The organism is Oceanicella actignis, from assembly GCF_008124525.1.
Lineage (GTDB): Bacteria > Pseudomonadota > Alphaproteobacteria > Rhodobacterales > Rhodobacteraceae > Oceanicella > Oceanicella actignis.
On sequence record NZ_VNHJ01000003.1, the window covers coordinates 365,572 to 392,523 of the forward strand.

Here is a 26,952-nt window from a genome sequence, read left to right on the forward strand (position 1 = left end):
GTTCTCCCGTTGGACCTGCGCTCATTGCGCGCCATACATGTCGTCGATCAGCGCCTTGTGCTTCTTCTCCACGAAGCCGCGCTTGAGCTTCATGGTGGGTGTCAGCTCTTCGTCCTCGGCCGTCAGAAGGACGTCGATGAGACGGAAGTCCTTGATCTGCTCGACCCGGGCGAAGGCCTTGTTGACCTCGGCGATCTCGGCCGCGATCAGCTCGCGCACCTCGGGAGCGGCGCACAGCGAGGCGAAGTCGCTGAAGGGCACGCGCCGGTCCTGGGCGTATTTCTCGACGTTCTCCTGATCGATCATCACGAGGCACGTCAGATACTTGCGCCGGTCGCCGATCACCACCGCATCCGCGATGTAGGGGCTGAACTTGAGCCGGCTTTCGATCTCGGCGGGGGTGATGTTCTTGCCGCCCGCGGTGATGATGATGTCCTTCATCCGGCCCGTGATGGTCAGCGCGCCGTCATTGCCCAGCCGGCCCACGTCGCCGGTGTGCAGCCAGCCCTCGGCGTCGATGGTTTCGGCGGTCTTGTCGGGCTTGTTCCAGTAGCCCTTGAAGACGTTCGGGCCGCGCACCAGGATCTCGCCCTCGGGCGAGATGCGGATCTCGGTGCCCGGCAGCGGCTTGCCCACCGTGCCGATCACGTTGTCCTCGAGCGTGTTGGCCGTGGCCACGCCCGAGGTCTCGGTCATGCCGTAGCCCTCGAGCAGCGGCACCCCCAGCGCGCCGAACCAGCGGATCAGCTCGGGCGAGATCGGCGCCGCGCCCGTCGTGCCCCGCCGCGCCCGGTCGAGCCCGATCAGCGCGCGCACGTTGCGCAGCGCCGCCCAGTCCCAGAAGGCCCGGCGCAGGCGCAGCATGGGCGGCAGCGGCTTGCCCTCTTCCTGCAGCCGCACCGCCTCGAGCCCGGTCTCGATCGCGCGGTCGAAGCACCAGCGCCCGAAGGCCGTCGCCTCGGAGCGCATGATGCGGATGCGCGAGTAGATCTTCTCCCAAAGGCGCGGCACGGCGGTGAACGAGTGGGGCGAGACCTCGCGCAGGTTGTCGAACACCGTCTCGGGGCTTTCGGCGAAGTTGACCACCACGCCCGCGGCCAGCGGGAACTCGACCGAGACCAGCCGCTCGAGCACATGGCACAGCGGCAGGAAGCACAAGAGCTCGTCCGTCTCGCGGAAGTCGAGGATCTCGAGCCCGGCGTGCAGCTGGTAGATCATGTTGCGATGGGTGATCATCGCGCCCTTGGGCGGCCCGGTGGTGCCCGAGGTGTAGATGAGCATCATCGTGTCCTCGGGGCGGGCCTTTTCCAGCTCTTCCTCGAAGCGGCGCGGCTGGTCCTGCAGCGCCTCGGCGCCCAGGCCCAGAAGCTCGTCATGGAACATGACCATGGGGTCCGAGAAGCCGCGCAGGCCCTCGCGCTCGAAGACGATGACCTTGACCAGGGTGGGCATGCGGTCGCGCACCTCGAGCCACTTGTCGAGCTGCTCCTCGTTCTCGAGGAACAGGAAGCGCGAGCCGCTGTCGTTGACCAGATAGGCCAGCTGCTCGGCGCTGTCGGTGGTGTAGACGCCGTTGGTCACGCCGCCCATGCACACGACGCCCATGTCGACGTAGAGCCACTCCTTGCGGTCCTCGGACAGGATCGAGACCACGTCGCCGCGCTCCATGCCCAGCCGCGCCAGCGCCAGGCCGATCAGGCGCGCGTTGTCGTAGTAGTCGTTCCACGAGAATTCGCGCCAGATTCCCAGCTCCTTCTCGCGGTGGGCGACGGCGTCGCCCTTGACGCGGCAGCGATGGGCGAACAGCCGCGCGATGGTGTCGCAGCCGTCCACCAGGATCGGCGCGTCGGGAGCGATGGCCGCGTCCGTGCGGGTTGCCTGGGTCATGTCGTTCATCCCTCTCACCGCCACGACTTCTTGCGCTTCCAGCGCTTCTGGCCGCGCGGCGCGGCGCCGGCGTGCCCGCCCAGGTAGAATTCCTGGATGTCCTCCGAGGCCAGCAGGCGCTCGGACGGGCCGGCCATGACCACGCGCCCCAGCTCCAGCACATAGCCGTAATGGGCCGCGCGCAGCGCGACGTTGGCGTTCTGCTCGACCAGCAGCATGGTCACGCCCTGCTCGCGGTTCAGCCGCCGGATGATGGCGAAGATCTCCTTGACCAGCAGCGGCGACAGGCCCAGCGAGGGCTCGTCCAGCAGCATCACCCGCGGGCGCGCCATCAGGCCGCGGCCGATGGCCAGCATCTGCTGCTGTCCGCCCGACAGCGTGCCCGCCGGCTGGCCGCGCCGCTCGCGCAGGATGGGGAAATAGCCGTAGACCATCTCCATGTCCGCGCGGATCGCCTCGGCCCCGTCGCGGCGCGTGTAGGCGCCCATGAACAGGTTCTCCTCGACGGTGAGGAAGGGGAACACCTCGCGCCCCTCGGGCACATGGGCCACGCCCGCGCGCACGATCTGGTCGGGCTCGAGCCCCGAGATCACGCGCCCCTCGAGCAGCACCTCGCCCTTCTCTGGGTCCATCACGCCCGAGATCGTGCGCATGAGCGTCGTCTTGCCCGCGCCGTTCGCCCCCAGGATGGTGACGATGCGGCCCTTGGGCACCTCGATCGAGACGCCGCGGATGGCCATGATCGGGCCGTAGAAGCACTCGACGTTGCGCAGCTCGAGCACCGGCGCCTGATCGGCGGCGGCGGCCTGCGGGCGAGCGGGAGTCGCGACCGGGGCGCTCATGCCGCCTCTCCTTCGTTCTCGTCGTCCGGGGCGCCCAGATAGGCCTCGATCACGCGCGGATCGGACTGCACCTCCTGCGGGGTTCCCAGCGCCAGCGGCCGGCCGTCGGCCAGCGCCAGAACGCGGTCGGACACCTGGTTGACCAGGCTCATGTCATGCTCGACCATCAGGATCGTCAGCCCCATGTCCTTGTTCATGTCCTGGATCCAGAAGACCAGATCCTGCGTCTCCTCGACCGAAAGGCCCGAGGCGGGCTCGTCCAGCAGCAGCAGCTTGGGCTGGGAGGCCAGGCCCCGCGCCACCTCGACGATCTTGCGCACGCCGTAGGGCAGGCCCGCGATCATCTTGTCGCGGTAGGGCTGCAGGTCGAGAAAGTCGATCACCTCCTCGACGCGGCGGCGGTGGCGCAGCTCTTCGCGGCGCACGCGCGGCAGGAAGAACATGTCCTCGAGCCAGTGGGTGCGCCGGCGCGAATGGCGCCCGACCAGAAGGTTCTGCAGCACGGTCGAGTGCTCGAACAGCTCGATGTTCTGGAAGGTGCGCGCGATGCCCAGCGGCGCGATCTGGTCGGGCCGCATGCGCGTGATGTCTTGCCCGTCGAAGACGATGCTGCCGCCGGTCGGCTGGTAGAAGCGCGAGATGAGGTTGAAGATGGTCGACTTGCCCGCCCCGTTCGGGCCGACGATGGTGAAGACCTCGCCCTCCTCGACGTCGAAGCTGACGCCGTCCACGGCCTTGACGCCGCCAAACGAGATGGACAGGTCGCGGACCGAAAGAAGGCTCATTTCATCCGCTCCGTCTTGAGGAAGCTCTTGTGCCGCTTGAACATGTCCTTGCGGTAGAGCGGGAACAGCTCGAAGAAGGTGCGGATCTTGAGCCAGCGTCCGTAAAGGCCGGTCGGCTCGATCAGGATGAAGGCGATCAGCACCAGGGCGAAGACGCCCGTGTCGAGGCCGGGGATCGAGGCGTTGCCCGCGCCCATCAGCTCGGCGACCTGCTCGCGCAGGCGCACGATGGCCTGCGGCAGGAACACCACCACGATCGCGCCCAGATACGCCCCGTGGATCGAGCCGAGCCCGCCGATGGTGACCATCAGCAGCATCTGCACCGAGATCAGCACCAGGAAGGCTTCGTAGTTGAACGCTCCGAGGAAATGCGCCAGCAGCGCCCCCGCAAGCCCGGTGAAGAAGCACGACAGCCCGAAGGCCAGCGTCTTGTAGCGCGCCACGTTCACGCCCATGGCGCGGGCCGAGACCTCGGAATCGCGGATGGCGACGAAGGCGCGCCCGGTGGGCGAGCGCAGGATGTTGAGGTAGATGAGATTGACCGCGATCAGCGCCGCCAGGCACAGCCAGTAGAAGGGCCGCCCGCCATCGGCGTAGCGGTCGATGTCGGTCCCCAGCAGCGTGATCGAGGGCGCATAGACGCCGCCGATGCCGCCGGTGAAGTCCTCGAGCAGGATGATCACGTCCTCGGTGATGATCCCCACCGCCAGGGTGGCGATGGCCAGGTAGATGCCGCTCATCTTCAGGGCCGGCACCGCGATCAGCGCGCCGACCACGCCGGCGAAGAGCCCCGCCAGCGGGAACGAGATCGGGAACGGCACGCCGCGCTCGGCCAGCCACACCTCCATGTAGGCGCCGCAGGCCAGGAAGGCGGCATGCCCCAGGCTCGGCTGGCCCGTGTGCCCGGCCAGCAGCATCAGCCCCAGCCCCGCCAGCGCCCAGATGAGCATGAGCGTCAGCTCACCCAGCATGTATTCGTCCAGAAGGTAGGGCGCCGCCGCCGCCAGCAGCGCCAGAAGCCCGTACCAGCCCGCCTTGGCGCGGTCCTCGAAGATGCGGATGTCCTGCTCGTAGGAGGTCTTGAAATGGAACTTCATGCCGTCAGACCTTCTTCTGGGCGAACTGGGCGAACAGCCCGTTGGGCCGCAGCACCAGCACCAGCAGCATGATGGCGTAGGGCGCGATCTGGCTGTATCCGGCCGCGCCGTAGCGGGCGGCGAAGGTCTCGACCAGGCCGATCAGCAGCCCGCCCAGCAGCGCGCCCGGCAGCGAGCCGAAGCCCCCGATCACCGCCGCCGCGAAGGCCTTGATGCCCAGAAGCCCGGCGCTGGGATCGATCGAGCCCTTGGCCGCGAACAGCACCCCCGCCACCGTCGCCAGCATCCCCGACAGCGCCCAGATCATCGACGAGACGCGCTTGACCGGCACGCCCACGTAATAGGCCGCCAGCTGGTTCTGCGAGGCCGCCTGCATGGCGATGCCCAGCTTGGTGCGCGCGAAGAACAGGTAGAGCAGCAGCGTCAGCGCCGCCGTGGCGAGAATCACGAAGGCCTCGTCATAGCCGACCGAGACCGGGCCCAGCTCGAACTGGCGCCCCGCCATGGGGGTCTGCAGCGTCTGCGGCTCGTGCCCCCAGATCACGCCGGCCACGAAGCGCAGCACGAAGCCCAGCGCGATGGTCAGGATGACGACGGCGAATTGCGGCTGGCCGAACAGGCGACGGATGATCGCGACCTCGATCGCCCAGGAGATCGCGCCCATCAGAACCACGGCCAGCGCAAGGCCGAGCGCGAAGGGCAGCCCCCAGCGATCCTCGTTGACCGCCTGGAGGGCGATGAAGGCGCCCAGCATCATCATGTCGCCCTGGGCGAAGTTCACCGCCTCGGTGGCCTTGTAGATGAGCACGAATCCCAGGGCCACGAGCCCATAGACGCACCCATTGGCGATCCCGCCGACGAGCAGTTGCGAGAAGTCCACGCATTCCTCCCTGTCGCGCCGCGGGGTTCCGGCCCCGCGGTCGTTCGTGTTGCGAAACGATGTTCCGCGTTCATGTCAGACGATAGCGAAGTTGCGCCGCGCGTCCAGAGGGTTTCGCCGCCCCGTCGGCCAGTTTCTTGCGCGCGCCGCTTCCGCGGGCGGTGCAAAGGCGGCGACGCCGCCGCCTGAACCTGCTCCTCGGCGTCATGTTGGGCGGTTTCCGCCCGCCGGTCAAGCGATCGGCCCGATGCGCCGCCCGATGTGCCGCCCGGTGCGCCGCGCGCGCTGGCCGCCGACCCGCTCTCGCCCCCTCGCCCGCCCCGCCCGATCCGGGCGGCGCGCCAGCCGCGGCCCCTGGCGCGTTCCCATCGCCGCGCCCCCCGCCTCATGCGGCGTTGCGCATGCCCTTGGCCGCGCTCCTGCCCGCGCCGCGCGGCGGCGGCCCGGCACGCCTCGCTTGCCCGCGTCCGAGCGCAGGAGGGGCCGCCATCGCCCCGCCGGGCCCGACCCGATGGCCGGCCTCCGCCGCTTCGCGTCCATCGGCGGCCGACCCTATCCCCGCAAGCGCCAAGGCCCCGCCGCGCCGCCCCCGGTGGCCGCCGGCCCATGACGGCGCCGCTGCGCCGCGCACGCCCCTCGCCCGCCGCCCTCGCCCGCCCCGCTCGCTCGGCCGCCATCTGCGCGCGCCCGTCCCCGGCCCCTCGCCCCGGTCCCTCGCCCCGGTCCCCGCCCCCTCGCCCTGCACCGCGCCCCCGCGCGCTGGCGCCGCGGGCGCGGCGACGCTATGTTTCCTGAACGCCCGCCTCGGCTCAGCGCCCGGGCCGCAAAGCGAGTCGACGACGATGACGCATCCAGCCAGGCGGCGCCGCGCCGCCCTTTCGGCCCTTGCGCCCGCCCGCGCCCCGGCGCCCGGCCGCGCGGCGCAGCCCCGCCGCCCGGCAAGGCCCCGCCTTTCGTCGCGCGCGGCCAGGCTGTGCGCCGCGGCGGCGCTGGCGGCGCTGGCGGGCGGATGCGCGCAGAGCCTGGCCGACCGCTACGCCGCGCTCGAGCGCGCGCATGTGCGCCAGGGGCTGCTCAGGCTCGACCGCGACCCGGCCGACGCGCCCTTCGACGCCGAGGATCTGGCGCGCGATTTCGAGCGCATCGCCTTTCACAAGGAATTCGCCGACGGCCCGGGCCTGATCGCCGCGCCGACCCCGACGCAGCTCATCAAGTGGGACGGCGAGGTGACGTGGACGCTGACCGGCGACGGCGTGCGCGAGGACGACCGCCGCGCCTTTCGCGCGCTGACCGCGCGCCTCTCGGCGCTGACCGGGCTGCGCTTTTCCGAACGCCCCGCGCCAGACACGTCCGCGCCAGACACGCCCGCGCCCGGCGCGTCCTCGCCCGATCAGCCGCCGGCCCGGGGCGGCCGCGCGCCCGATGAAGACGCGCAGGACGAGGGCGCGCGGGTCATGATCCTGATCGCGGGGCCCGAGCTGCGTCGCGCCGCGGGAATCCTGGCCGCCGGCATGCCCGGCAACATGGACGCCATCGCCGCCTGGGCGCGCGACGACAGCTATCCTTGCGTCGGCCAGGTCGGCTGGCGCGGCGAGGGCCCCGGGCGCGACCAGCGCGCCATCGTCGCCATCAAGGCCGAGACGGCGGGCCGTCTGCGCCTGAGCTGCATTCACGAGGAGCTGACCCAGATCCTGGGGCTGGTGAACGACGACCCCGAGGCGCGGCCCTCGATCTTCAACGACGATCAGGAATTCGCGGCCCTCACCCGGCATGACGAGCTGTTGCTGCGCATCCTCTACGACCCGCGGCTGCGCCACGGCATGACGGCCGAAGAGGGCATGCCCATCGTGCGCCGCATCATCGCCGAGCTTGCGGCCGCCGGCGAGGTCGCGCCCGCCCGCCATTCGGCCGCCCGCGATAGGGCCGCCCAGGATTTCGGCGCCCGGCGTTTCGACGCCCAGGCCGCGCCGGGCGCCGCGCTGCGCCCAGGCGCGGGGCCGAGGGCGCGCGCATGACCGGCCGGGCCGCGACGCTGGCGGCGGCGGTCGCCCTGGCGCTCGCGGGCTGCACGGCGCAGAATGGGCAATACGCCCGGCGCGGCGCGCCCGAAGCTTCTCGCCAGGGGCCGGCGCTGTTCGCAGCCTTCGCGGCGGCGACCGGGGCCGATGCCGAGGCGGCCGGAACCGAAGGCGCGCGCGGCGCCGACGCGCCCGCGCAGACGCTGCGCAAGTGGCAAGGGCCCGCCCGCGTCGCCTTCCATGGCGCGCCCGAGGCGCAGGATGTCGAAGCCGCGCGCGCGGCCATGGCGCGCCTGCGCCGCCTGACCCGACTGGACCTGCGCTCGGCCGATGGCGAACAGGCCGAGATCCGCATCTTCGTCCTGCCGCCCGAGCTGCGCCGCGCCCTTGCCGCGCAAATGGCGGCCACGGGCGACGCGCGCGCCGCCGCCTCGTCCTTCGGCCGGTGGCTGAGCGGCGCGCCCGGCGCAGGCCCCTGCGCGTCGCTGGCCGAAGAGGCCCCCGGCGCGCCCCGCGGCGCGCTGGGGCGCGCGGTGATCGGCGTCGCGGCCGAGGCCCCCGCCCGGACCCGCGCCGCCTGCCTCGAGGACGGGCTGAGCGCCGCGCTCGGGCTGGATTTCGCGCGCGTCTCGCCGCCTCCCGACCGGCCGACGCGCGCGGCGCTCCTGCGCCTTCTTTACCGCCCTGCCCTGCGCGCGGGCATGCCGCGCGCGCAGGCGCTGCGCCTGGTGCGGAGGATGACCGAGAACGTGCGCGACTTCGACCCGGCGCCGCGCGCGGGCGCCGCGCCGCACTCATGAGCGCGCGCGCCCGGGCCCTGGCCCCGACCGAGGCCGACCAGACGGCGGCCGCGCGCCCGCGCCGAACCCACTCCAAGGCGCCGAAGCCCGCCGCCCTCGGGCGCGCGGGGCCGCAAGGGGCGAAGCCTTCGCCGCGCAGGATCGCCGACGGGAAACGAACGGACGGGCCGCGCGCCGGCGCGCGCCGATCTTGCGCCGCGACGGACGGCCAGCCCGCGGGCGCGGACGCCGCCGCCGCGCCAGATCGGCGCGGGCGACGTCCGCCCAGCCCGCCTGCGCCCGCCGCCCCTGGCTGCGCCGCGACCGTTCGGATGAGGATTCGGGTGCGGACAGGCCCGCTCTCGGGCGCGGCCGCCGCCCCGCCGCAAGGGGCCGGACGGGCGCCGCGCCCACTCTCGCGCCCCGGATGCGCAGGCGCGCCGCGCCGTCCCCTCGCCGCGCTTGCCCGACGGCTGCGCGCCGCGATCCTGCCCGCCGCTGCGCTGGCGCTGGCCGCGGCCGCCCAGGCGCTCGCGCAGGCGGGCGCCGAATGCGGCCGGGCGGACGCGCCCTGCGTCGCGGCCGGCGGCGAGTATCTCATCGCCCTGCCCGCCGACCCAGCGCCCCGCCCCGCACGGGACCCGAGCGCGCCGCGCCCGGCCGTGATCTTCCTGCACGGCCACGGCGGGCGCGCGGCGGCGGTCATGCGCAACCGCCCGCTGGTCGAGGCGTTTCTGGCGCGCGGCCTCGCCTTCATCGCCCCGCAGGGGGCGCCGCGCTTTGCGGGGGATCGCGGCGGGGGGTGGAACGCGCGCGGCGCGCCGCCGGCGCGGGACGACGCGGCCTTTCTGAGCGCGCTCGCCGACGACGCCGCCGCGCGATTCGGCCTCGACCGCCGGCGCATGCTTCTGGCCGGGTTCTCGAGCGGGGGCATGATGGTCTGGCGCATGGCCTGCGTCCGCCCCGGCGCCTTCGCCGCCCATGCGCCCGTGGCCGGCCTGCTCTGGCGCCCGTTGCCGGCGCGCTGCGCGGGACCGACGCGCCTGCTCCACGTCCATGGCTGGAGCGACCGCGTGGTTCCGCTCGAGGGACGGGCGGTGGCGGGCGGACGCCTGGTTCAGGGCGACCTGTTCCGAGGGCTTGCGCTCTTGCGGGCCGCGTTCGGCTGCGCGCGCGACGCCCCCGACGCCTTCGGCCGCCGCGGCGCGCTGCTGCTGCGCCGCTGGCGCGACTGCGCGGCCGGGGGCGAGCTGGCGCTGGCGCTTCACCCGGGCGGGCATCGCGTTCCGCGCGAATGGGCGGCGCTGGCGCTGGACTGGTTCGAGGGGCGCGAGATCGCGCCCTGAGCGGGCCCCCGCGCGGCGTTTGACGCTTGCGGCGCGGCGGGCGCGGACGTAGATAAGGCGCATGTTCTCGTTCCTGCGCATATCGGATCGCGTCCGGCTGCCCTGGCGGTTCCACGCCGCCGCGCTCAGCGCGCGCGCGCTCTGAGAACGGGCGCGCCAGCCAGGGCGCGCGCGGCCGCGGCCGCAACAGCACGCATCGGCGCAAGACGACGCGCCGGAACGCCCCCCGCCACGGAGACTTCCGCGATGACATCCTCCTCCGCACCTCGCACGCTTTACGACAAGATCTGGGACGACCACGTGGTCGATCAGGCCGAGGACGGCACCTGCCTGCTCTACATCGACCGCCACCTGGTGCATGAGGTAACCAGCCCGCAGGCCTTCGAGGGCCTGCGCATGGCTGGACGCAAGGTGCGCCGGCCCGACGCCACCGTCGCCGTGCCCGATCACAACGTGCCCACCACGCCCGACCGCGCCAAGGGCATCGAGAACGAGGAAAGCCGCATCCAGGTCGAGACGCTGAAGCGCAACGCCGAGGAGAACGGCATCGAGTATTACGGCGTCGACGACATCCGCCAGGGCATCGTGCACATCATCGGCCCCGAGCAGGGCTGGACCCAGCCGGGCATGACCATCGTGTGCGGCGACAGCCACACCGCCACCCACGGCGCCTTCGGCGCGCTGGCCCACGGCATCGGCACCTCCGAGGTCGAGCACGTGCTGGCGACCCAGACGCTGATCCAGAAGAAGTCCAAGAACATGCTGGTCCGCGTCGAGGGCGAGACCGCCCCCGGCGTCACCGCCAAGGACATCACGCTGTCGATCATCGGCAGGACCGGCACGGCGGGCGGCACGGGCCACGTCATCGAATACGCCGGCTCGGCCATCCGCGCGCTGTCGATGGAAGGGCGCATGACCGTGTGCAACATGGCGATCGAGGGCGGCGCGCGCGCCGGCCTGATCGCCCCCGACGAGAAGACCTTCGAATACGTCAAGGGCCGCCCCCACGCCCCCAAGGGCGAGGACTGGGAGCGCGCGCTGGCCTACTGGCGCACCCTGCGCTCGGACGAGGGCGCGCATTACGACAAGATCGTAGAGATCGACGCGGCCGACATCGCGCCCGTGGTCACCTGGGGCACCAGCCCCGAGGACGTGCTGCCCATCGACGGCGTCGTGCCCCATCCCGAGGAGTTCGAGGGCGGCAAGGTCGAGGCCGCGCGCCGCGCGCTCGAATACATGGGCCTGACGCCGGGCATGAAGCTGACCGACATCGAGATCGACACGGTCTTCATCGGCTCGTGCACCAACGGCCGCATCGAGGATCTGCGCGAGGTCGCGCGGATCATGGAGGGCCGCAAGGTCAAGGAGGGCGTGCGCGCCATCATCGTGCCCGGCTCGGGCCTCGTGCGCGCCCAGGCCGAGGAAGAGGGCATCGCCCAGAAGCTGATCGAGGCCGGGTTCGAGTGGCGCATGGCCGGCTGCTCGATGTGCCTTGGCATGAACCCCGACCAGCTCAAGCCGGGCGAGCGCTGCGCCTCGACCTCGAACCGCAACTTCGAGGGCCGCCAGGGCCGCGGCGGGCGCACCCATCTGATGTCCCCGGCCATGGCCGCCGCCGCGGCGGTGACCGGCCGGCTGACGGATGTGCGCGACCTGATCTGACGCGGGCCGCCCCGCGCCGCCGCCCCCGGGGCGCGGCGCGCTCGATCCGCGCGCAACGCCGCCGCCCCCCGGGCGGCGGCGTCTTGCATCTGGAGGGGGCTGGCGGGGTCTGACGACCGTCGGCGTCAAGCGTCCGGCGGCGTCTGCTCGCTGCCGACGTGCAGCCTCCCGCCGGGGCGGTTCGCGGGCCGCGCGTTCGTCCTGCGGCGGGCGACAGGCCGGCGGCGCGCTGCGTCCTGCGCCGGACGGGCGGCCGATGGCTGCCATGCCTCCGCCGCCCCCGCCGGCCGTCGCCGCGCCGGTCCGACCGCCCCGAGGCCGGGCCCGGGCGTTTTCACGCGGCGGCGCCGCATTCGTCGGCGGCGACGTTCGGCCCCCGCGTTCCTGGCCCTTGCCGGCGCCGCGGCGTCCCCTTGGCCGCCCCCGGCGCCGTCATTTCGGCGCGCGCGTCAGGCCCGGGCGGCTCGGGCCCGGATCGCGGCGCGGGTCACAGGACGAAGCGGCTCACATCCGACGAATCGGCAAGGTCGGCCAGGCGCGCCTCGACATAGGCGCGGTCGATCGTCACCTGCTGGCCGGGCCGGTCCGGGGCGGTGAAGCTCAGCTCCTCGAACACCCGCTCCATGACCGTGTGCAGGCGGCGCGCGCCGATGTTCTCGACCGTGCGGTTGACCTTGGCCGCGATCTCGGCCAGGGCGCGCACCCCGTCGGGCGCGAAGGTCACCTCGACGCCTTCGGTCGCCATCAGCGCCGCGTATTGGCGCGTGAGCGCGTTGTCCGTCTCGGTCAGGATGCGCACGAAATCCTCCTCGGTCAGCGCGCGCAGCTCGACGCGGATGGGCAGGCGGCCCTGAAGCTCGGGCAGGAGATCCGAGGGTTTGGACAGGTGAAACGCCCCCGAGGCGATGAACAGGATGTGGTCGGTGCGCACGACGCCGTGGCGGGTGGTCACCGCCGCGCCCTCGATCAGGGGCAGAAGATCGCGCTGCACGCCCTCGCGGCTGACGTCGGCGCCGCGGACGCCCTCGCGCGCGCAGATCTTGTCGATCTCGTCGATGAAGACGATGCCGTCCTGCTCGGCGGCCTCGAGCGCCTCGCGCGAAAGGCTTTCGTGATCGAGCAGCTTCTCGGCCTCTTCCAGCGTCAGCGCCTCCAGCCCCTCGGCCACGGTCATGCGCCGCCGCTCGCGCCGCCCGCCGCCCAGCGCCTTGCCGAACAGCTCGCCCAGATTGACCATGCCCCCCGGCGCGCCGCCCTGCCCCGGACCGCCGGCAAGGCCGGGCAGGTCCAGCGCGGCGAAGGGGTTGGCCTGGTCGGCCAGCTCCAGCTCGACCTCGTGCGCGTCGAGCTCGCCCGCATGCAGGCGCCGGCGGAAGGCCTCGCGCGTGGCCTCGCGCGCGCCGGCGCCGCAAAGGGCGTCGAGGATGCGCTCCTCGGCGGCCTGGCGAGCGCGGGGGCGGGCCTCTTCGCGGCGGCGCGCGCGCGTCTCGGCCAGGGCCACCTCGACCAGATCGCGGATGATCTGCTCGACGTCGCGGCCGACATAGCCGACCTCGGTGAACTTGGTCGCCTCGACCTTGACGAAGGGCGCGCGCGCCAGGCGCGCCAGGCGGCGGCTGATCTCGGTCTTGCCGACGCCGGTGGGGCCGATCATGAGGATGTTCTTGGGCGTGACCTCCGAGCGCAGCGGCTCGGGCAGGCGCCGCCGGCGCCAGCGCGCGCGCAGCGCCACCGCCACGGCGCGCTTGGCGTCGGACTGGCCGACGATGTAGCGGTCCAGCTCGGACACGATCTCTCGCGGGGTCAGGTCGGTCATCGGATCTCCGTTCGTCTGCGCTCGGCGCCCGCGCGGGGCGCGGCGCGTCAGTCGGCCGCCGGGCGCGCGCGCTCGAGCGTCAGGGCGCCGTTGGTGTAGATGCAGATCTCGGCCGCGATCGCCATGGCCTTGCGCGCGATCGCCTCGGCGTCGAGCGTCGTGTCCATCAGCGCCCGCGCCGCGGCCAGGGCATATGCGCCGCCCGAGCCGATCGCCGCCACGTCGTGCTCGGGTTCGAGCACGTCGCCCGCGCCCGTGACCACGAACAGGTCGGCGCCGTCGGTGACGATCAGCATCGCCTCGAGATTGCGCAGGCGCTTCTCGGTGCGCCACTCCTTGGCCAGCGCCACGCAGGCGCGCGCCAGCTGGCCGGGGCGCGATTCGAGCTTGCTTTCGAGCAGCTCGAGCAGGGTGAAGGCGTCGGCCGTCGAGCCGGCGAATCCGGCCACCACCTGGTCGGCCCCCGGCGCGCTGAGCCGGCGCACCTTGCGCGCCGAGCCCTTGATCACCGTGTCGCCGAAGGTCACCTGGCCGTCGCCGGCTACGACCACCTCGCCGCCCTTGCGCACGGCGAGGATGGTGGTGCCATGCCAGCGGGCGGCGTCGGTCGGGGACTGGGTCATCGTCATCCTCCTGCGGGTCGGCCCCTGATATAGGCCCTCGGGCGCGCCCGCGCCAGCCGCCGCGCGCCCGCGCGCCCGCGCGCACTGGCGCGCCGCCGCGCCGGGCGCTATAACCCCCCCGTCCGAAACGGAGACCGCCCATGCGCAAAGCCTCGATCGCCCGCAAGACGGCCGAGACCGACATCCGGGTCGAGATCGACCTGGACGGCGCCGGCGCCTATGACAACCGCACCGGCGTCGGCTTTTTCGATCACATGCTGGACCAGCTGGCGCGCCACTCGCTGATCGACATCACGGTGCGCGCCGAAGGCGACCTGCACATCGACGACCACCACACCGTCGAGGATGTGGGCATCGCGCTGGGCCAGGCGCTGCGGCAGGCGCTGGGCGACAAGCGCGGCATCCGCCGCTACGGCGCGTGCCTTCTGCCCATGGACGACGCGCTGGTGCGCGCGGCCCTGGACCTGAGCGGGCGGCCCTTTCTGGTGTGGAAGGTGGATTTCAGCGCGCCGAAGATCGGCAGCTTCGACGTCGAGCTGGTGCGCGAATTCTTCACCGCCTTCGCCATGAACGGCGGCGTGACGCTCCATGTCGAGAAGCTGGATGGCCTCAACGCCCATCACGTCGCCGAGGCCGCCTTCAAGGCCGTGGCGCGCGCCCTGCGCGAGGCGGTCGAGCCCGACCCGCGCAAGGGCGACGCGGTGCCCTCGACCAAGGGCGCGCTGTGATGACGACGGTCATCATCGATTACGGCTCGGGCAACCTGCGCTCGGCCGAGCGGGCCTTCGCGCGCATGGCGGGCGAGCTGGACGCCGGCGCGGTGACGGTCACCTCGGACCCCGAGGCCGTGCGCCGCGCCGACCGCATCGTGCTGCCCGGCGTCGGCGCCTTCGCCGACTGCAAGGCCGGGCTCGAGGCCCTGCCCGGCATGCGCGAGGCCATCGAGGAGCGCGCGCTGCGCGGCGGCGTTCCCTTCCTGGGCATCTGCGTGGGCATGCAGCTTCTGGCCACGCGCGGGCTCGAGCACGGCCCGACCGACGGGTTCGACTGGATCCCGGGCGAGGTGACGCGCCTCGAGCCGGGCGATCCGGCGCTCAAGGTGCCGCACATGGGCTGGAACGAGCTCATCCTCGACGCGCCCGGGCATCCGCTGCTGCGCGGAATCGCGACGGGCGACCACGCCTATTTCGTGCACTCGTATCACCTCGTCCCGCGCGAGGGCGCGCATCTGCTGGCCCATGCCGTGCACGGGCGCCCGCTGGCCGCCGCGGTTGGGCGCGACAACATCGCCGGCACGCAGTTCCACCCCGAGAAAAGCCAGCGCACCGGCCTGCGGCTGATCGCCAACTTCCTGCTCTGGCGGCCCTGACCGCCCCTTCGGAGACGCCCGATGATCCTCTACCCCGCCATCGACCTCAAGGACGGCCAGTGCGTGCGCCTTCTGCGCGGCGAGATGGACAAGGCCACCGTCTTCAGCGACGACCCCGCCGCCCAGGCCGCCGCCTTCGAGGCCGCCGGCTGCCGCTGGCTGCACCTCGTGGACCTGAACGGCGCCTTCGCCGGCGCGCCGGTCAACGCGGCGGCGGTCGAGGCGATCCTGGCGCGGGTCTCGATCCCGGCGCAGCTGGGCGGGGGCATCCGCGACATGGCCGCCATCGAGCGCTGGATCGAGAAGGGGCTGGCGCGGGTCATCCTGGGCACCGTCGCGGTGCGCGATCCGGCGCTGGTGCGCGAGGCGGCGCGGGCCTTCCCGGGCCGGATCGCCGTGGGCATCGACGCGCGCGACGGCATGGTGGCCGTCGAGGGCTGGGCGCAGACCACCGACGTCAGCGCGCTGGACCTGGCGCGGCGCTTCGAGGATGCGGGGGTGGCCGCGATCATCTATACCGACATCGAGCGCGACGGCGCCATGCAGGGGCCCAACGTGGCCGCGACGGCGGCGCTGGCGCGGGCGGTGTCGATCCCGGTCATCGCCTCGGGGGGCGTGTCCTCGATGGAGGACCTGCGCGCGCTCAAGGAATGCGGCGCGCCGCTTGACGGCGCGATCTCGGGGCGGGCGATCTATGACGGGCGCATCGACCCGGCCGAGGCCACCGCCTATCTGGCCGCCTGACGCCGCGCCGCCGCACGCAAGGAGCAAGGATGCTGAAGATCAGGGTCATCCCCTGCCTCGACGTCAAGGACGGGCGCGTGGTTAAGGGGGTCAACTTCGTCGATCTGGTCGATGCGGGCGACCCCGTCGAGGCCGCCCGCGCCTATGACGAGGCGGGCGCCGACGAGCTGTGCTTTCTGGACATCTCGGCCAGCCACGAGAATCGCGGCACGCTGCTCGACGTGGCGCGCCGCACGGCCGAGCAGTGCTTCATGCCGCTGACCGTGGGCGGCGGCGTGCGCACCCCCGAGGACGTGCGCCAGCTGCTGCTGGCGGGGGCCGACAAGGTCAGCTTCAACACCGCCGCCGTGCGCGACCCCGAGGTGATCTCGCGCGCCGCCAACCGCTTCGGCGCGCAGTGCATCGTCGTGGCCATCGACGCCAAGACCGTCGCCCCCGGGCGGTGGGAGATCTTCACCCATGGCGGCCGCACGCCGACCGGCATCGACGCGGTCGAATTCGCGCGCGAGATGGAGGCGCGCGGCGCCGGCGAGATCCTGCTGACCTCGATGGACCGAGACGGCACGCGCGCGGGCTACAATCTCGAACTCACGCGCGCCGTCGCCGACGCGGTGTCGATCCCGGTCATCGCCTCGGGCGGGGTCGGCGCGCTGGATCACCTGGTCGAGGGCGTGACCAGGGGCCACGCCTCGGCGGTGCTGGCCGCGTCGATCTTCCATTTCGGCCACCACACCATCGCCGAGGCCAAGGCGCACATGCGCGCCGCCGGCATCCCGGTGCGGCCATGAGCGCCCCCGCCAGCCCCCCCGAAGGCGGCGCGGGCGCGCCCGGCGTGCTGCGCCGGCTCGAGGCCGCCATCGCCGCGCGCAAGGGCGCCGATCCGGCCGTCTCGCACACCGCCGCGCTGCTGGCCCGCGGGCCGGGCAAATGCGCCGAGAAATTCGGCGAAGAGGCCGTCGAGGCCATCGTCGCCGCCGCCGCGGGCGACCGCGCGAACCTGGTCTATGAAAGCGCCGACGTGCTTTATCACATGCTGGTGATGCTGGCCGCGCGCGACGTCGCGCTGGACGAGGTGCTGGCCGAGCTGGCGCGCCGCGAGGGGGTGTCTGGCGTGGCCGAGAAGGCGGCGCGCAAGCCGCGCTGAGCCGCCGCTTCGCGCTTGCATCGGGGCGGGCGAGCCTCTAGAAATCCGGCCAGCGGGTCCCGTAGCTCAGCTGGATAGAGCGCTGCCCTCCGAAGGCAGAGGCCACAGGTTCGAATCCTGTCGGGACCGCCACTTCCCAGCCCGCGACCGCCAGCCCTCGGCCCCGGACCATGGAGCCCCGGCGCGGCGCCTCCAACGCCCCTCATCGCCATGCCCTGCGCGCGAGCCGGCGCGCCGGGCAAGGCGCGGCGCCGCCTCTTCGGCCGCAATCGCGCCCGCCGAAAGCCCCGCCGCAGCCCCGCCGCAAGCATGGTTCAGACGGCGCGAAAGGCCGGGCATGGGGCCAGGCGCCGTTCCCCCGCCCCCGGCGCCGTCGCGCCGCCCGAGGCCCTGGGCGCGGATCGCCGCCATGGCGCCCGCCCGGGGACGGCGCGTCAGAACAGGAAGTCGGACGCGTCCAGCTGGCCCAGCTTGACCCCCTGCAGAAGGATCGAGTCGCCTTCGCCCGTCGCGATCAGCACCCCGTCGGCGGTCTGGCGCGCGGCGCTCAGCGCCTCGGCGAGAGTCCCGAGCGCCGAGACGCCCGACAGGTCCAGCTTCTCGGCCCCGCTGCGCGCGGCGAAGTCCGTGATCACGTCGCGCCCATGCCCGTCGGCGAAGACGAAGACGTCGCCGCCGCCGCCCCCGGACATGACGTCGTCGCCGACGCCGCCCTCGAGCCGGTCGGCCCCGACGCCGCCGAACAGAAGGTCGCGCCCCTCGGCGCCGAACAGCAGATCGTCGCCCGCGCCGCCGCGCAGCTCGTCCGCGCCGCGCCCGCCGTAAAGCGCGTCGCGCCCGTCGCCGCCGCGCAAGAGGTCGTTGCCGTCGCCGCCGAACAGGCGATCGCGGCCCTGGGCGCCGTCCAGCGTGTCGCCGCCAAGCTGACCGAACAGGCGGTCGTCGCCCTCGCACCCGTTCAGCGCGTCGTCGCCGCCGCCGCCGAAGGCGCGGTCGGCCCCCCTGCCCCCGAACAGCTGGTCGGCGCCCTTGCCGCCGAACAGCGCGTCGCGCCCCTGCCCGCCTTCGATGCGGTCCGCGCCGGCGCCGCCGCTCAGCCGGTCGTCGCCGCCGCCGCCCTCGAGCCCGTCGTCGCCGCCGCGCCCGTCCAGAAGGTCGTCGCCGGCGCCGCCGCCGAGCTGGTCGGGCGCATCGGTGCCGAGCAGCTCGTCCGCGCCCGCGCCGCCGGCGAAGGCGACGCCGGCGCCGTCCTCGCCGAACAGGTCGCGGCCGTCCATCAGGTCGTCGCCCTCGGTGCCCTGGACCGAGCGCTGCCCCGAGCGGGTTTCGGCAAGGATGAAGTCCTCGCGGCCCAGCTCCTCGGGCAGCATGCCGACCACCAGGCCCGCCACCTGACCGCGCACCAGAACCTGGGTGCTCTCGGGCATCCATCGAAATTCGTTCCACCGCTCGAAGCTGACATCCGCCCACGCCGCACCGAAGGCCGCGAGCGAAATCTTGTCCTCGCCCGGGGTGAAGTCCCTTATCCGATCCTCGCCGCCATCGGGCGTCAGCGCGAAAACATCCGCGCCGCCGCCTCCGGTCAGTTCATCCACATGGCCAAGGCTCTCGACGGTGACGAAGCCCAGCAGAGGGCCATACCCGTCGCTGGTCAGGGCAATCGTGCGGCCTTGATCGTCCACGAATTCGGACACCTCGGCGAAGGCCAGCTTGTCCTCGCCCGTGCCCGTGAATTCGAACTGGTAGATGGTCCAGCTGTCCTCGGCGGCGCTGCTCAGATATTGCAGCCCGCTCTTGGCACCGGGCTTGACGCCGGGCGCCGTCGGCCTGACCAGGGATCCGTCCGGCATGACGCGCGCAAGGGTCGGATCGTTCAGCACGCTGGCGTCATTGAGGTTGACCTCCAGGCTCTCGCCCGGATCGTAATGCGGGTAGGGGGTCGAGCGCCTGTCCGACATCGCGAAAGTGACGCGATAGAGACCGCCGACCTGCGTCTCGAGCGTCCGATAGATCTGGTCCATCGGCGAGGCATAGCCGTCGATATCGACGATGCCGCCGCGCCGCCCGGTCCCCGGAACGGCCGGCGGGCTGATGGTTCCGCCGACGGGGCTGTCGGAAGGATCGGCGTCGTCGGCCACGGCCTCCCACACCTCGATGGGCCCTGCCGGGTTGAACCAGTCGTTCCAGCCGCCGTGGAAGAATTTCAGCCGCGTGATGCTTGGATCGCCGAAATCGTCCGTGAAGATCACGCCGCTCTCGTCGCCGCCCGAAAGAAAGTCGTCGCCGTCGCCTCCGATCAGAATGTCCGACCCCGCGCCGCCGTCCAGCGCGTCGTCGCCCGCGCCGCCTTCAAGCCGGTCGTTCCCTCCCCGCCCGGTCAGGGTGTTGGCGTTCGCGTCGCCCAGAAGGATGTCGTCGCGCTCGGTCCCGAACACGTTCTCGAAGTTGAGAACGGGCATGACATGGGTGAAGGGGTCGGCGTCGCCCGGCTGCATGAATTGCGACGAGGCGCTGCCCTCGGTCAGGTTAACGGCCCAGCCCGAGACGTTCTGGGTTCGGTCGTCGGCCTCTTCCATCACGTCGGGCTCGTGCCAGGCGTCAAGGCGGAAGGCCTGGCCGGGCTTGAGCTCGAGCGTGTCGGAGCCCGCCCCGCCGTCGACGCGGGTCCGTTCGACATACCCCATGGCCACGATGTCGTCGCCCGAGCCGGCGTCGATGTCGCCGTCGATCTGCTCGGTCACGTCGACGTAGTCGGCGCCGCCAAGCCCCCGGATCACGTCGCCGCCCTCATCGCCGAACAGGTAGTTCGCGCCGTTGTCGCCGATCAGCACGTCGTCGACCCGCGTGCCCACCACGCCCTCGATGCCGATCAGCCGGTCGGCCAGCGTCTCGGCGCCGGCGCCGCTGAATTGCAGCTTTTTCGCCGTGCCAAGGCTCAGATCCACCTCGACGCCCTGCACGCCCTGTCCTGTGTGCGTCTCCTGATAGCGGATGTTGTCGAGGTTGTAGTTGACCAGGTCGAACCCGTCGCCGCCGTCGAAGACGCTGCCCGCCTTGGCGGCGAAGAACACGTCCGCGCCGGCGCCGCCCATGAAGATCGAGCCGTTCTTGACGTAGCGGAACACCATGTCGCCGTCGACCAGCTCGTATCGCTCGTAGATGATGCGATCGCGCGTGGCGCCTTGGCCGAATCCGTAGGCGTAGAAGACGTCGCCGTAATTGGTGCCCTCGAAGCGGTCGACATTGGTCACCGTCCAGTCGCCGGAGCGCGGATTCGGCGCGTCCTTGGCCGAGTGGCGCGCCTGCGAGTTCTCGTCGTCGTAGGGGTCGGCGCGCACTTCGACGCGCACGCCCTCATAGCCGCCGAGGCGGAAGGACATGAGCGGCAGGTTGTCCGGGCTGTCGCCCCAGGGCGTGGGCTGATGCGCGAAGGAGTCGCCCTCGCCGGCGTAAAGGAACCGGTCCGCGCCCCCGCCCGTCTGCACGCTTTGCGCGCCGTCGGCGCCCAGATAGACGTCGGCCCATCGCGTGCCGCGCACGATCTCGACGTCGCGCATGGCGCCGGCCGCGCCCGCGCCGTAGTCGATCGCGGAGGTGGCGAAATCGACCGTCGCGCCGGCGGCGGCGTCGATGACCACCGTGTCCACGCCCGCGCCGCCGTAGATCTGATCGGCGCCCTCGCCGACCACGATCAGGTCGTCGCCGTCGCCCGCATAGACCAGGTCGTCGCCGCCCTCGCCCTTGAGCGTGTCGTTCCCCGCCCCGCCGAACAGGCGGTCGTCGCCGCCGCGCCCCTCGAGCAGGTTCGCCCGCCCGTCGCCGAACAGCCAGTCCTCGCCCGCGCTTCCCACGGCGTCGGCCGAGCCGCCGTCCACATAGACGAACTGCCGGACCGCCTGCCATGGCACGTCGCCCAGCCCGGGATTGGCGAAGTTGAACAGCTCGACGTCATGGGCCCGGTCCACGCCCTCGGACATGATCGCCGCGTCCCGCGCCGCCACCTCGACCAGCAGCGGCTGGCCCAGATCCCGATCCCCCAGCAGCTTGAGGCGGTAATCCTCAATCCGGTGCAGCAGCAGCAGCCGGTCGGTCCCGCCGCGGCCGTCGATGTCGTCGTCGCCGCCGAAGCCGGCGAAGTCGTCGTCCAGGGGCGTGCCCGTCAGCGTGTCGTCGCCGTCGGTCCCGGCGACGACGAGGCTGCCGTCGGGGTTCTCCATGATCAGCGCGCCCAGATCCCGGATGGCGGGAAAGGCTACGTCGTCGGGGAACAGATCGGCGCGCAGCCCGTCGTAGAAGTCGCGCACGTCGTCGGCGAATCCCGGCGCCTCGAGCTCGACCTTCATGCGCTCCAGATTGCGCTTCATCTCGTTCATCAGGTCGGCGGCGGGGTTGAGCTGGGCGAACAGCTCGTCGATCAGATCGTCCAGCCCCGTGGCCTCCATGACCGCGTCCACCACCGGCCGGACGACGCGGTCGATCACGTCGCTGGCGGCCTCGAACGCCCAGTCCACCGGCTTGAGCGCGCGGTCGATCTCGTCCAGCGCGGGGGCGATGGGATCGAGCGCGGCGTCGATGTCGTCGAAGATCCGGTTCACGCCCGAGAAGAACGCGTAGATCTCCAGATAGACGCTGAAATCCAGCGCGGCCAGCTCTTCGCGCAGCGGCTCGGAGGCGGCCAGCGCGTCGTCCGAGTCGGCGTTCGCCTGGTCGAGGAACTCATACCATCCCTGATCGCTTTCCCCCAGGCGCTGGTCGTCCTGCAGCAGCCCCTCGCCGACCATGCGCGTCAGCAGATCCGACTTGTCCTGCATGATCTTGCGCACGCCGGCGGTCGAGACGTTGACCGTTCCGATGGTCAGCGCGATCCCGCCGATGACCGAGTTCACCGTGCTGAGCGGCGTTTCGAGCTGATCCAGAAGGCCGACGCTGCGGTCCAGCGGGTCGCCCAGCCGCTTGACCGTGAACAGCACCCCGCTTCCCAGCGGCCCCACCACGGGCAGCTTGGACAGGACGAAGGCGACCTTCTCGATCGTGTCCATCCGCCGCAGCGTGCCCGTCATGCGCGCATGGGCCAGCTCGAGCGAGCCCGACGCCGCCCCGACCGCGCCGACGATGTTGCCGATGATGTTGAGGTCCGAGATCAGCTTGTCGGCGTTGCCGACCGCGTGGTCGAGCTCGGAGCGCAATTCGTGAATCTGGTTGTGCGGCGCGCCCTGCTGGTGCGGCATCCTTCCCTCCGCCTTCGAAATCGATTTGCGCCGATCGAAGGCGACCGAAAGGGGCCGGCATCCGCAACGCAACAATACCTTGCATCTGACCAGTCTTGGTCACTTTGTGTCAACCAGAAACCATTTATTCATCATCGAACATGGAATCGTTTCAAAGGCGCGAACTGGCGCGTGCGGCTCTTTCATTGCAATCGCGACCGCGCTGTTCATGTTGCGCATCCGCTCGAGCGGATCGGCGCATCCGTTTGATCTTGAACGGAACGCCGGACCTGGCGAGGCATCTGCGTCACCGCCGCGCGACCACCGCCCCGCATCCGGGCGCAGGCGGCGCAAGCGACGGCGCAGGCGACGGGGCGGATGACGGCGGCGCGCATGTCGCCGGACGGCCGCGGCGGCGAATCGCCGCGCGACGGCCGCCGCCGCCCGCGCGGCCCGGAAGCCCGCGCGCGAACGCCCCGGCGGCCAGCGCCGCCGGGGCGCGGGATCAGAACATCAGGCGGGCGCCGATCACGAAGAACAGCGCGTCGCGCGCCTCGCCATCCTCGGCGCGCAGATCGGCCGTCCTGCCGAAGACGCGCTCGTAATGCAGCCCGACATGGGGCGAGAACAGGCGATCCACGAGGTCGTAGCGCAGCCGCGCCCCGATCTCGAGCCTCGGCCCCCAGGCGCCGAAGCCGACGGACTCGTCATCGGCCAGCGGCAGCTCGAGCTCGAGGGCCGGCTCAAGCGTGAGACGGTTGGTCAGCAATCCCTCATACTCGGCCTCGAAACGCGCGAACGGCCGATCCGAGGCGAACAGCTCGGCGTTCACCTCGAACCACTGGGGCGCGAGGCCTTGCACCCCGAGCACCCCATACGCCCTGTCGGGCCCCCTGGGGGTCGAGATCATGACCCCCGCGGCCGCGTCGAAAAAGGCCGAGATCGGAACCTGGAGCCGGGCCTGATTCCTCAGCCGCTCGAAGGCGTCGGCCTTCAGATCGTATTCGGCCTCGGACCGCCAGACGAATTCGAGCTCGTCCGAGCCCACGCTTGCGTCCAGGCTCCAGGCCAGCAGATCCGACCCATCTTTGACGCGGCGTTCAAGCCGATCGAAGCGCACGCCCCAGACGAGGGGCTCGGCGAAGGCCGGCGCAGCCGAAAGGGCGAGGGCGAGGGCCGCCATGGCATGACGCATCATCGGTTCAACCTCCATGCACGGCGTCGAGGAACGCGGCCCTGGCCGTCGGGCCGCCTTCGACGACGACCTTTCGGAACATCCCCGCGGCCATGTGATAGGAAAGATGGCAGTGGAACGCCCATTCGCCGGGCGCGTCCACTTCGGTCTCCATGTAGACGGTGGTTCCGGGCGCCACGCTGACGGTGTGCTTGGCGGGGTCGAGCGCGCCCGAGCCGGTGTCGAGGATCGACCACATGCCGTGCAGGTGCATGGGATGGCTCATCATCGTCTCGTTGACGAACTTGAAGCGCACCCGCTCGCCGTAGCGCAGCCGGATCGGCTCGGCGTCCTCGTACTTCACGCCGTTGATGGACCAGATGTAGCGCTCCATGTTGCCGGTGAGGCGCAGCTCGATCTCCCGCGTCGCCTCGCGGTCCGGATAGAGCGGCTTGCGGGCCTTCAGGTCGGCGTAGGAGAGGAACTTGCCGCCGTTCGCCGCTTCAGGGATCAGTCCGCTGCCGGGGGCGTAGAACGGATCGCCGCCGCCCATGCCGGGCATCGAGGAGTGATCCATCCCGCCCATCGAGCCGTGATCCATGCCGGACATCTGCGAGCCGTCAGGCATCGTGTGGCTCCCGCTCATCGCGGAATGATCCATCTCCGCATCCATTGGCGTCGGATGACCGCCGATGATCTCGTCTCCGTCGGACTCGGACAGCGTGTCGGTGTTCCTCGCGCCCGCCATCGCGCCATGGTCCATCCCGGCCATGTCGCCGTGGTCCATGCCCTCCATCATGCCCATGTCCGCCATGGTCAGCAGCGGCGGTTCGCGGAGCGGCGGGATCTCCTCCGCCATGCCCTCGCGCGGGGCCAGCGTGCCGCGGGCCATCGCCGTGCGGCCCATGGACTCGGCGAGGATCGAATACGCCTTCGCCTCGGTCGGCCGCACGATCACGTCGTAGGTTTCGGCGACCGCGATGCGCAGCTCGTCCACCGTGACGGGCTGCACGTCGTTGCCGTCGGCCTGCACCACCGTCATCTTCAGGCCGGGGATGCGCACGTCGTAGTAGGTCATCGCCGAGGAGTTGATGAGCCGGAGCCGCACCCTCTCGCCCGGCTCGAAAAGCCCGGTCCAGTTCGCCTCCGGGCTCCTGCCGTTGATCATCGGGACATAGCCCTGCACGTCCTCGATGTCGGTGGGCATCATCCGCATCGCGCCCCACATCGCCCGCTCGGCCAGGGTCGCGCCAACGCCCCGTTCCGCGGCGTCGGAAAGAAAGTCGAGCAACGTCCGCTGCTTGCGGTTGTAGTAGTCCGGCATCATCTTGAGGTTGCGGAACACGCGCCCCCCGGAGTGCGGGTGCTTGTCGGTCAGCTGCACCACATAGTCGCGATCATAGCGGTAGGGTTCGCGCGCCCTGGGCTCGATGACGATGGCGCCGAACGCGCCGTCGGGCTCCTGAAAGCCCGAATGGCTGTGGAACCAGTAGGTTCCCGCCTGCCTGATCGGAAAGCGGTAGACGAAGGTCTCGCCCGGCGCGATGCCGGGAAAGCTGATGCCCGGCACGCCGTCCTGATCGAAGGGCAGGATCAGGCCGTGCCAGTGAATCGATGTGCTTTCGGACAGGTTGTTCGTGACCCTGATGACCGCCTCCTCGCCCTCCTTGAGGCGAAGCACCGTCGGCGTCTGGCTGCCGTTGTAGCCGATGCCGTTCTTGACGAACTTGCCGGCGTCGATCGCGATGCGATCTACGGTGATGTCATAGGTTCCGGCCGCGGCCGCCCCCGAAAGGGTCGCGGCAAGGCCGAGTCCGAGCGCGCCGGCCCGGAGCGTGCCTGCAAGAAGCATGCGCTTGTTTCCTTGTTTTTGCCCGAATGGGCGCGGCGTCTCGTCGCGGGGCGCCGCGCCGTGATGAGCGACAACCAAGTTGGCCGCCTCAGCGGCCGTGCTTGAGCTCGACTTCGCCGACCATGCCCGAGCCGTAATGGCCCGGCACGTTGCATGCGAATTCGATGGTCCCGTCCATGTGTTCGGGGAAGGTCCACACGACCTCGCCCGTCTCGCCGGGCGCGAGCAGCACGCTGTTGGGATCGTCATGCATGCCGTGCCCCATGCTTGCCTGCATGGCCTTCGCGGCCTTCATGTCGATCGAGTCCCCCTTCAGCACGCCGTGATCCATCATCATCTGCATCTCGTCCTGATGCGCGGCGTGCATGGCGGGCGTGCCGATGTTGAACTCGTGCACGAACTCGCCGGCGTTGCGGACCTTGAAGCGGATCGTCTCGCCCGGCGCGACCTGGATCGACTCGGGTTCGAACCAGTTGTCGTGCATCACGACCTCGACGGTGCGCGCGGCGGCCGAGGCCTTGCCGGGCCGTCCGTGCGCCGCCTCGCCGTGGCCATGGCCGCCGGAATGCGCGCCGCCGGCAAGCCCCGCGGTCGGCGCGATCAGAAGCGCGGCCGCGAAGGCGCGCAGAAGATGGATCTTGTTCATGTCGTCCTCGTTGAAGCTGAAACCTTGTCTTCCCGCGACTCGGGCCGAGCCGGGACGCGGGCGCAATGACGCAAGGTCAGCTTCGAGGCGGCGGGGTCTGCGCCTCGGGCGACGTGCCGGAAAGATGCATGTCGGCGCTCGGCCAGCGCGGCAAGGACCTTTTCCTCGCCGCCGCCGGCAGCGCCGGGCCGCCGCGCAGGAGCAGGTTCTGACAGTGTCCTGCCGCCGTCGCGCAGTCGCGCGCATGATCCGCGGCCTCCTGCGCCCGGCAGGCCGCGCCGGCGCAATCCTCGGCGCCGGCCGCTTCATGCGCGTGGGCCGGTCGGGGGGCGTGCGCGCCGGAATGCGCGAACGCCGCGCCCGCCGCGACGGAGGCGGTCATGACGGCGAGGACGAGAATCGCAACGAGACGGCGCAGCACGAACATGCGCGACATATGCGGCTTCCAGCGGGGGGAAGGTCAAGGGAGGATGGACATTTTTTCTCACCCTTCCCGCGGCGCGCCCGCCGCGCGGGCAAGGCGGCCGCCCGGCGCGCGGCCGGATTGCGCGGCGGAAGATGTCCGCGGTCCTGCACGGCACATCTCGCCCGGAGCCGCCATGCTTGCGTCCCTGCCGACCTGTCGCGAGACCCAGACCGCCGGGATCCAGCGCCGCATCGCCGTCAAGCACCCCTTCTTGGCCTTCGGGAGAGCCGAGATCGAGGCCCTCGCCTGGACGGCAACGATAAGGTGTTCTCTTAACCTTCTTGACTGACGAATGACATGACGGTTTCGATGGGGCGTCTGCCCTGGTTTCGGTAGCCCAGATGCGGGCGCTCGGTATTGTAGTGCACCAGCCAGGCGTCGAGGTCGGCCTGCAGCGCTTCCACGGTCTCGTAAAAGGTCTCGCGCATCTTCACCCGGAAGAACTCGTCCAGCACAGTGCGGTTGAAGCGCTCGACGAAGCCGTTCGTCTTGGGGCTGCGGACCTTCGTTCGGCGGTGCTCGATGTCGTTCAGGTCGAGGTAGAGCTCGTAGGGGTGGTTCTCGGTGCCGCAGAACTCGCGACCATTGTCCGTCAGCACGGCCTTCACCGGCAGA

At 71.5% G+C, this 26,952-nt stretch carries 23 protein-coding genes and 1 tRNA gene; 11 read left to right on the forward strand and 13 right to left on the reverse strand.

The genetic code is table 11. From position 1 onward, the window contains the following. Positions 1 to 21: 21 nt before the first annotated feature. The 5 genes from LY05_RS06940 to LY05_RS06960 are packed head-to-tail and all read right to left on the reverse strand — an operon-like array spanning position 22 to position 5,491. Positions 22 to 1,887, reverse strand: coding sequence for an AMP-dependent synthetase/ligase (locus LY05_RS06940; protein ID WP_072746122.1), 1,866 nt, complete (start codon positions 1,885 to 1,887; stop codon positions 22 to 24). Positions 1,888 to 1,901: 14 nt separating this feature from the next. After that, complete coding sequence (locus LY05_RS06945) at positions 1,902 to 2,729, reverse strand: ABC transporter ATP-binding protein (protein ID WP_072746037.1); 828 nt, start codon at positions 2,727 to 2,729, stop codon at positions 1,902 to 1,904. Next, positions 2,726 to 3,514, reverse strand: a complete 789-nt coding sequence (locus LY05_RS06950; RefSeq protein WP_072746038.1) for an ABC transporter ATP-binding protein — start codon at positions 3,512 to 3,514, stop codon at positions 2,726 to 2,728. The genes LY05_RS06945 and LY05_RS06950 overlap by 4 nt, the downstream gene beginning before the upstream one ends. Beyond that, positions 3,511 to 4,611: a branched-chain amino acid ABC transporter permease gene (locus LY05_RS06955; protein WP_072746039.1), complete on the reverse strand. Its 1,101-nt coding sequence runs from the start codon at positions 4,609 to 4,611 to the stop codon at positions 3,511 to 3,513. The genes LY05_RS06950 and LY05_RS06955 overlap by 4 nt, the downstream gene beginning before the upstream one ends. Positions 4,612 to 4,615: 4 nt before the next feature. Further along, positions 4,616 to 5,491 carry a branched-chain amino acid ABC transporter permease gene (locus LY05_RS06960; protein WP_072746040.1) on the reverse strand — a complete coding sequence of 292 codons (876 nt, stop codon included), beginning with the start codon at positions 5,489 to 5,491 and terminating at the stop codon, positions 4,616 to 4,618. A gap of 842 nt (positions 5,492 to 6,333) precedes the next feature. Between LY05_RS06960 and LY05_RS06965 the strand changes: the two genes are divergently transcribed. From LY05_RS06965 to leuC, 4 genes are all read left to right on the forward strand, one after another. Continuing rightward, entirely contained in the window at positions 6,334 to 7,506 is a 1,173-nt protein-coding gene (locus LY05_RS06965; protein WP_148922604.1) for a DUF2927 domain-containing protein, read from the forward strand. Beyond that, complete coding sequence (locus LY05_RS06970) at positions 7,503 to 8,309, forward strand: DUF2927 domain-containing protein (protein ID WP_148922605.1); 807 nt, start codon at positions 7,503 to 7,505, stop codon at positions 8,307 to 8,309. Before LY05_RS06965 ends, LY05_RS06970 begins: the two co-directional genes overlap by 4 nt. A 641-nt stretch (positions 8,310 to 8,950) precedes the next feature. Continuing rightward, the gene (locus LY05_RS06975) at positions 8,951 to 9,634 is read left to right on the forward strand and encodes a CE1 family esterase (protein WP_249041876.1); all 684 of its coding nucleotides are present in this window, start codon (positions 8,951 to 8,953) and stop codon (positions 9,632 to 9,634) included. Between the two features lie 246 nt (positions 9,635 to 9,880). After that, positions 9,881 to 11,296, forward strand: coding sequence for a 3-isopropylmalate dehydratase large subunit (gene leuC / locus LY05_RS06980; RefSeq protein WP_148922606.1), 1,416 nt, complete (start codon positions 9,881 to 9,883; stop codon positions 11,294 to 11,296). A gap of 487 nt (positions 11,297 to 11,783) precedes the next feature. Here the strand turns inward: leuC and hslU are convergent, their stop codons facing one another. Both hslU and hslV read right to left on the reverse strand, forming a co-directional pair. Further along, the gene (hslU, locus tag LY05_RS06985; protein ID WP_148922607.1) at positions 11,784 to 13,112 is read right to left on the reverse strand and encodes an ATP-dependent protease ATPase subunit HslU; all 1,329 of its coding nucleotides are present in this window, start codon (positions 13,110 to 13,112) and stop codon (positions 11,784 to 11,786) included. A gap of 47 nt (positions 13,113 to 13,159) precedes the next feature. Then, entirely contained in the window at positions 13,160 to 13,735 is a 576-nt protein-coding gene (gene hslV, locus LY05_RS06990; RefSeq protein WP_148922608.1) for an ATP-dependent protease subunit HslV, read from the reverse strand. Positions 13,736 to 13,875: 140 nt separating this feature from the next. Here hslV and hisB point away from each other — a divergent pair, with 140 nt between their 5' ends. From hisB to LY05_RS07020, 6 genes are all read left to right on the forward strand, one after another. Then, complete coding sequence (gene hisB / locus LY05_RS06995) at positions 13,876 to 14,463, forward strand: imidazoleglycerol-phosphate dehydratase HisB (protein WP_072746046.1); 588 nt, start codon at positions 13,876 to 13,878, stop codon at positions 14,461 to 14,463. Further along, positions 14,463 to 15,104, forward strand: coding sequence for an imidazole glycerol phosphate synthase subunit HisH (gene hisH / locus LY05_RS07000; RefSeq protein ID WP_072746047.1), 642 nt, complete (start codon positions 14,463 to 14,465; stop codon positions 15,102 to 15,104). The genes hisB and hisH overlap by 1 nt, the downstream gene beginning before the upstream one ends. A gap of 21 nt (positions 15,105 to 15,125) precedes the next feature. Beyond that, complete coding sequence (hisA, locus tag LY05_RS07005; RefSeq protein WP_148922609.1) at positions 15,126 to 15,848, forward strand: 1-(5-phosphoribosyl)-5-[(5-phosphoribosylamino)methylideneamino]imidazole-4-carboxamide isomerase; 723 nt, start codon at positions 15,126 to 15,128, stop codon at positions 15,846 to 15,848. Between the two features lie 29 nt (positions 15,849 to 15,877). Then, positions 15,878 to 16,636 (forward strand): imidazole glycerol phosphate synthase subunit HisF, encoded by a 759-nt coding sequence (gene hisF, locus LY05_RS07010; RefSeq protein WP_072746049.1) that lies wholly within the window; start codon positions 15,878 to 15,880, stop codon positions 16,634 to 16,636. After that, entirely contained in the window at positions 16,633 to 16,992 is a 360-nt protein-coding gene (locus tag LY05_RS07015; protein ID WP_072746050.1) for a phosphoribosyl-ATP diphosphatase, read from the forward strand. Before hisF ends, LY05_RS07015 begins: the two co-directional genes overlap by 4 nt. 55 nt (positions 16,993 to 17,047) lie before the next feature. Then, a tRNA-Arg gene (locus LY05_RS07020) sits at positions 17,048 to 17,124 on the forward strand. 302 nt (positions 17,125 to 17,426) lie between these two features. Here the strand turns inward: LY05_RS07020 and LY05_RS07025 are convergent. The 5 genes from LY05_RS07025 to LY05_RS07045 all read right to left on the reverse strand — a co-directional run bounded on the left by LY05_RS07025 (position 17,427) and on the right by LY05_RS07045 (position 26,307). After that, positions 17,427 to 22,220, reverse strand: coding sequence for a calcium-binding protein (locus LY05_RS07025; protein WP_148922610.1), 4,794 nt, complete (start codon positions 22,218 to 22,220; stop codon positions 17,427 to 17,429). Between the two features lie 484 nt (positions 22,221 to 22,704). Beyond that, on the reverse strand, positions 22,705 to 23,397 hold the full coding sequence (locus LY05_RS07030) for a copper resistance protein B (RefSeq protein WP_072746052.1): 693 nt from the start codon (positions 23,395 to 23,397) through the stop codon (positions 22,705 to 22,707). Between the two features lie 4 nt (positions 23,398 to 23,401). Next, positions 23,402 to 25,225 (reverse strand): copper resistance system multicopper oxidase, encoded by a 1,824-nt coding sequence (locus tag LY05_RS07035; RefSeq protein ID WP_148922611.1) that lies wholly within the window; start codon positions 25,223 to 25,225, stop codon positions 23,402 to 23,404. Between the two features lie 88 nt (positions 25,226 to 25,313). Then, complete coding sequence (locus LY05_RS07040; RefSeq protein WP_148922612.1) at positions 25,314 to 25,871, reverse strand: cupredoxin domain-containing protein; 558 nt, start codon at positions 25,869 to 25,871, stop codon at positions 25,314 to 25,316. 76 nt (positions 25,872 to 25,947) lie between these two features. Beyond that, the gene (locus LY05_RS07045; protein ID WP_170258872.1) at positions 25,948 to 26,307 is read right to left on the reverse strand and encodes a hypothetical protein; all 360 of its coding nucleotides are present in this window, start codon (positions 26,305 to 26,307) and stop codon (positions 25,948 to 25,950) included. Positions 26,308 to 26,470: 163 nt separating this feature from the next. On the opposite strand from LY05_RS07045, the gene LY05_RS15115 reads away from it, so the two are divergent. Then, a complete protein-coding gene (locus LY05_RS15115; protein ID WP_170258874.1) occupies positions 26,471 to 26,626 on the forward strand; it encodes a hypothetical protein in 156 nt (51 codons plus the stop codon). On the opposite strand, the gene LY05_RS07050 is transcribed toward LY05_RS15115, so the two are convergent. Beyond that, positions 26,610 to 26,952, reverse strand: a 343-nt coding sequence (locus LY05_RS07050; protein WP_148922614.1) for an integrase core domain-containing protein, incomplete at its 5' end; no start/stop codon positions are given. The two genes, LY05_RS15115 and LY05_RS07050, sit on opposite strands and share 17 nt — an antisense overlap.

Coding starts and splice junctions, on each gene's coding strand:
- LY05_RS06940 (WP_072746122.1), bottom strand. CDS start 1,887: ATGACCCAGGCAACCCGCACGGACGCGGCCATCGCTCCCGACGCGCCG.
- LY05_RS06945 (WP_072746037.1), bottom strand. CDS start 2,729: ATGAGCGCCCCGGTCGCGACTCCCGCTCGCCCGCAGGCCGCCGCCGCC.
- LY05_RS06950 (WP_072746038.1), bottom strand. CDS start 3,514: ATGAGCCTTCTTTCGGTCCGCGACCTGTCCATCTCGTTTGGCGGCGTC.
- LY05_RS06955 (WP_072746039.1), bottom strand. CDS start 4,611: ATGAAGTTCCATTTCAAGACCTCCTACGAGCAGGACATCCGCATCTTC.
- LY05_RS06965 (WP_148922604.1), top strand. CDS start 6,334: ATGACGCATCCAGCCAGGCGGCGCCGCGCCGCCCTTTCGGCCCTTGCG.
- LY05_RS06970 (WP_148922605.1), top strand. CDS start 7,503: ATGACCGGCCGGGCCGCGACGCTGGCGGCGGCGGTCGCCCTGGCGCTC.
- leuC (WP_148922606.1), top strand. CDS start 9,881: ATGACATCCTCCTCCGCACCTCGCACGCTTTACGACAAGATCTGGGAC.
- hslU (WP_148922607.1), bottom strand. CDS start 13,112: ATGACCGACCTGACCCCGCGAGAGATCGTGTCCGAGCTGGACCGCTAC.
- hslV (WP_148922608.1), bottom strand. CDS start 13,735: ATGACCCAGTCCCCGACCGACGCCGCCCGCTGGCATGGCACCACCATC.
- hisB (WP_072746046.1), top strand. CDS start 13,876: ATGCGCAAAGCCTCGATCGCCCGCAAGACGGCCGAGACCGACATCCGG.
- hisH (WP_072746047.1), top strand. CDS start 14,463: ATGACGACGGTCATCATCGATTACGGCTCGGGCAACCTGCGCTCGGCC.
- hisA (WP_148922609.1), top strand. CDS start 15,126: ATGATCCTCTACCCCGCCATCGACCTCAAGGACGGCCAGTGCGTGCGC.
- hisF (WP_072746049.1), top strand. CDS start 15,878: ATGCTGAAGATCAGGGTCATCCCCTGCCTCGACGTCAAGGACGGGCGC.
- LY05_RS07015 (WP_072746050.1), top strand. CDS start 16,633: ATGAGCGCCCCCGCCAGCCCCCCCGAAGGCGGCGCGGGCGCGCCCGGC.
- LY05_RS07025 (WP_148922610.1), bottom strand. CDS start 22,220: ATGCCGCACCAGCAGGGCGCGCCGCACAACCAGATTCACGAATTGCGC.
- LY05_RS07030 (WP_072746052.1), bottom strand. CDS start 23,397: ATGATGCGTCATGCCATGGCGGCCCTCGCCCTCGCCCTTTCGGCTGCG.
- LY05_RS07035 (WP_148922611.1), bottom strand. CDS start 25,225: ATGCTTCTTGCAGGCACGCTCCGGGCCGGCGCGCTCGGACTCGGCCTT.
- LY05_RS07040 (WP_148922612.1), bottom strand. CDS start 25,871: ATGAACAAGATCCATCTTCTGCGCGCCTTCGCGGCCGCGCTTCTGATC.
- LY05_RS07045 (WP_170258872.1), bottom strand. CDS start 26,307: ATGTCGCGCATGTTCGTGCTGCGCCGTCTCGTTGCGATTCTCGTCCTC.
- LY05_RS15115 (WP_170258874.1), top strand. CDS start 26,471: ATGCTTGCGTCCCTGCCGACCTGTCGCGAGACCCAGACCGCCGGGATC.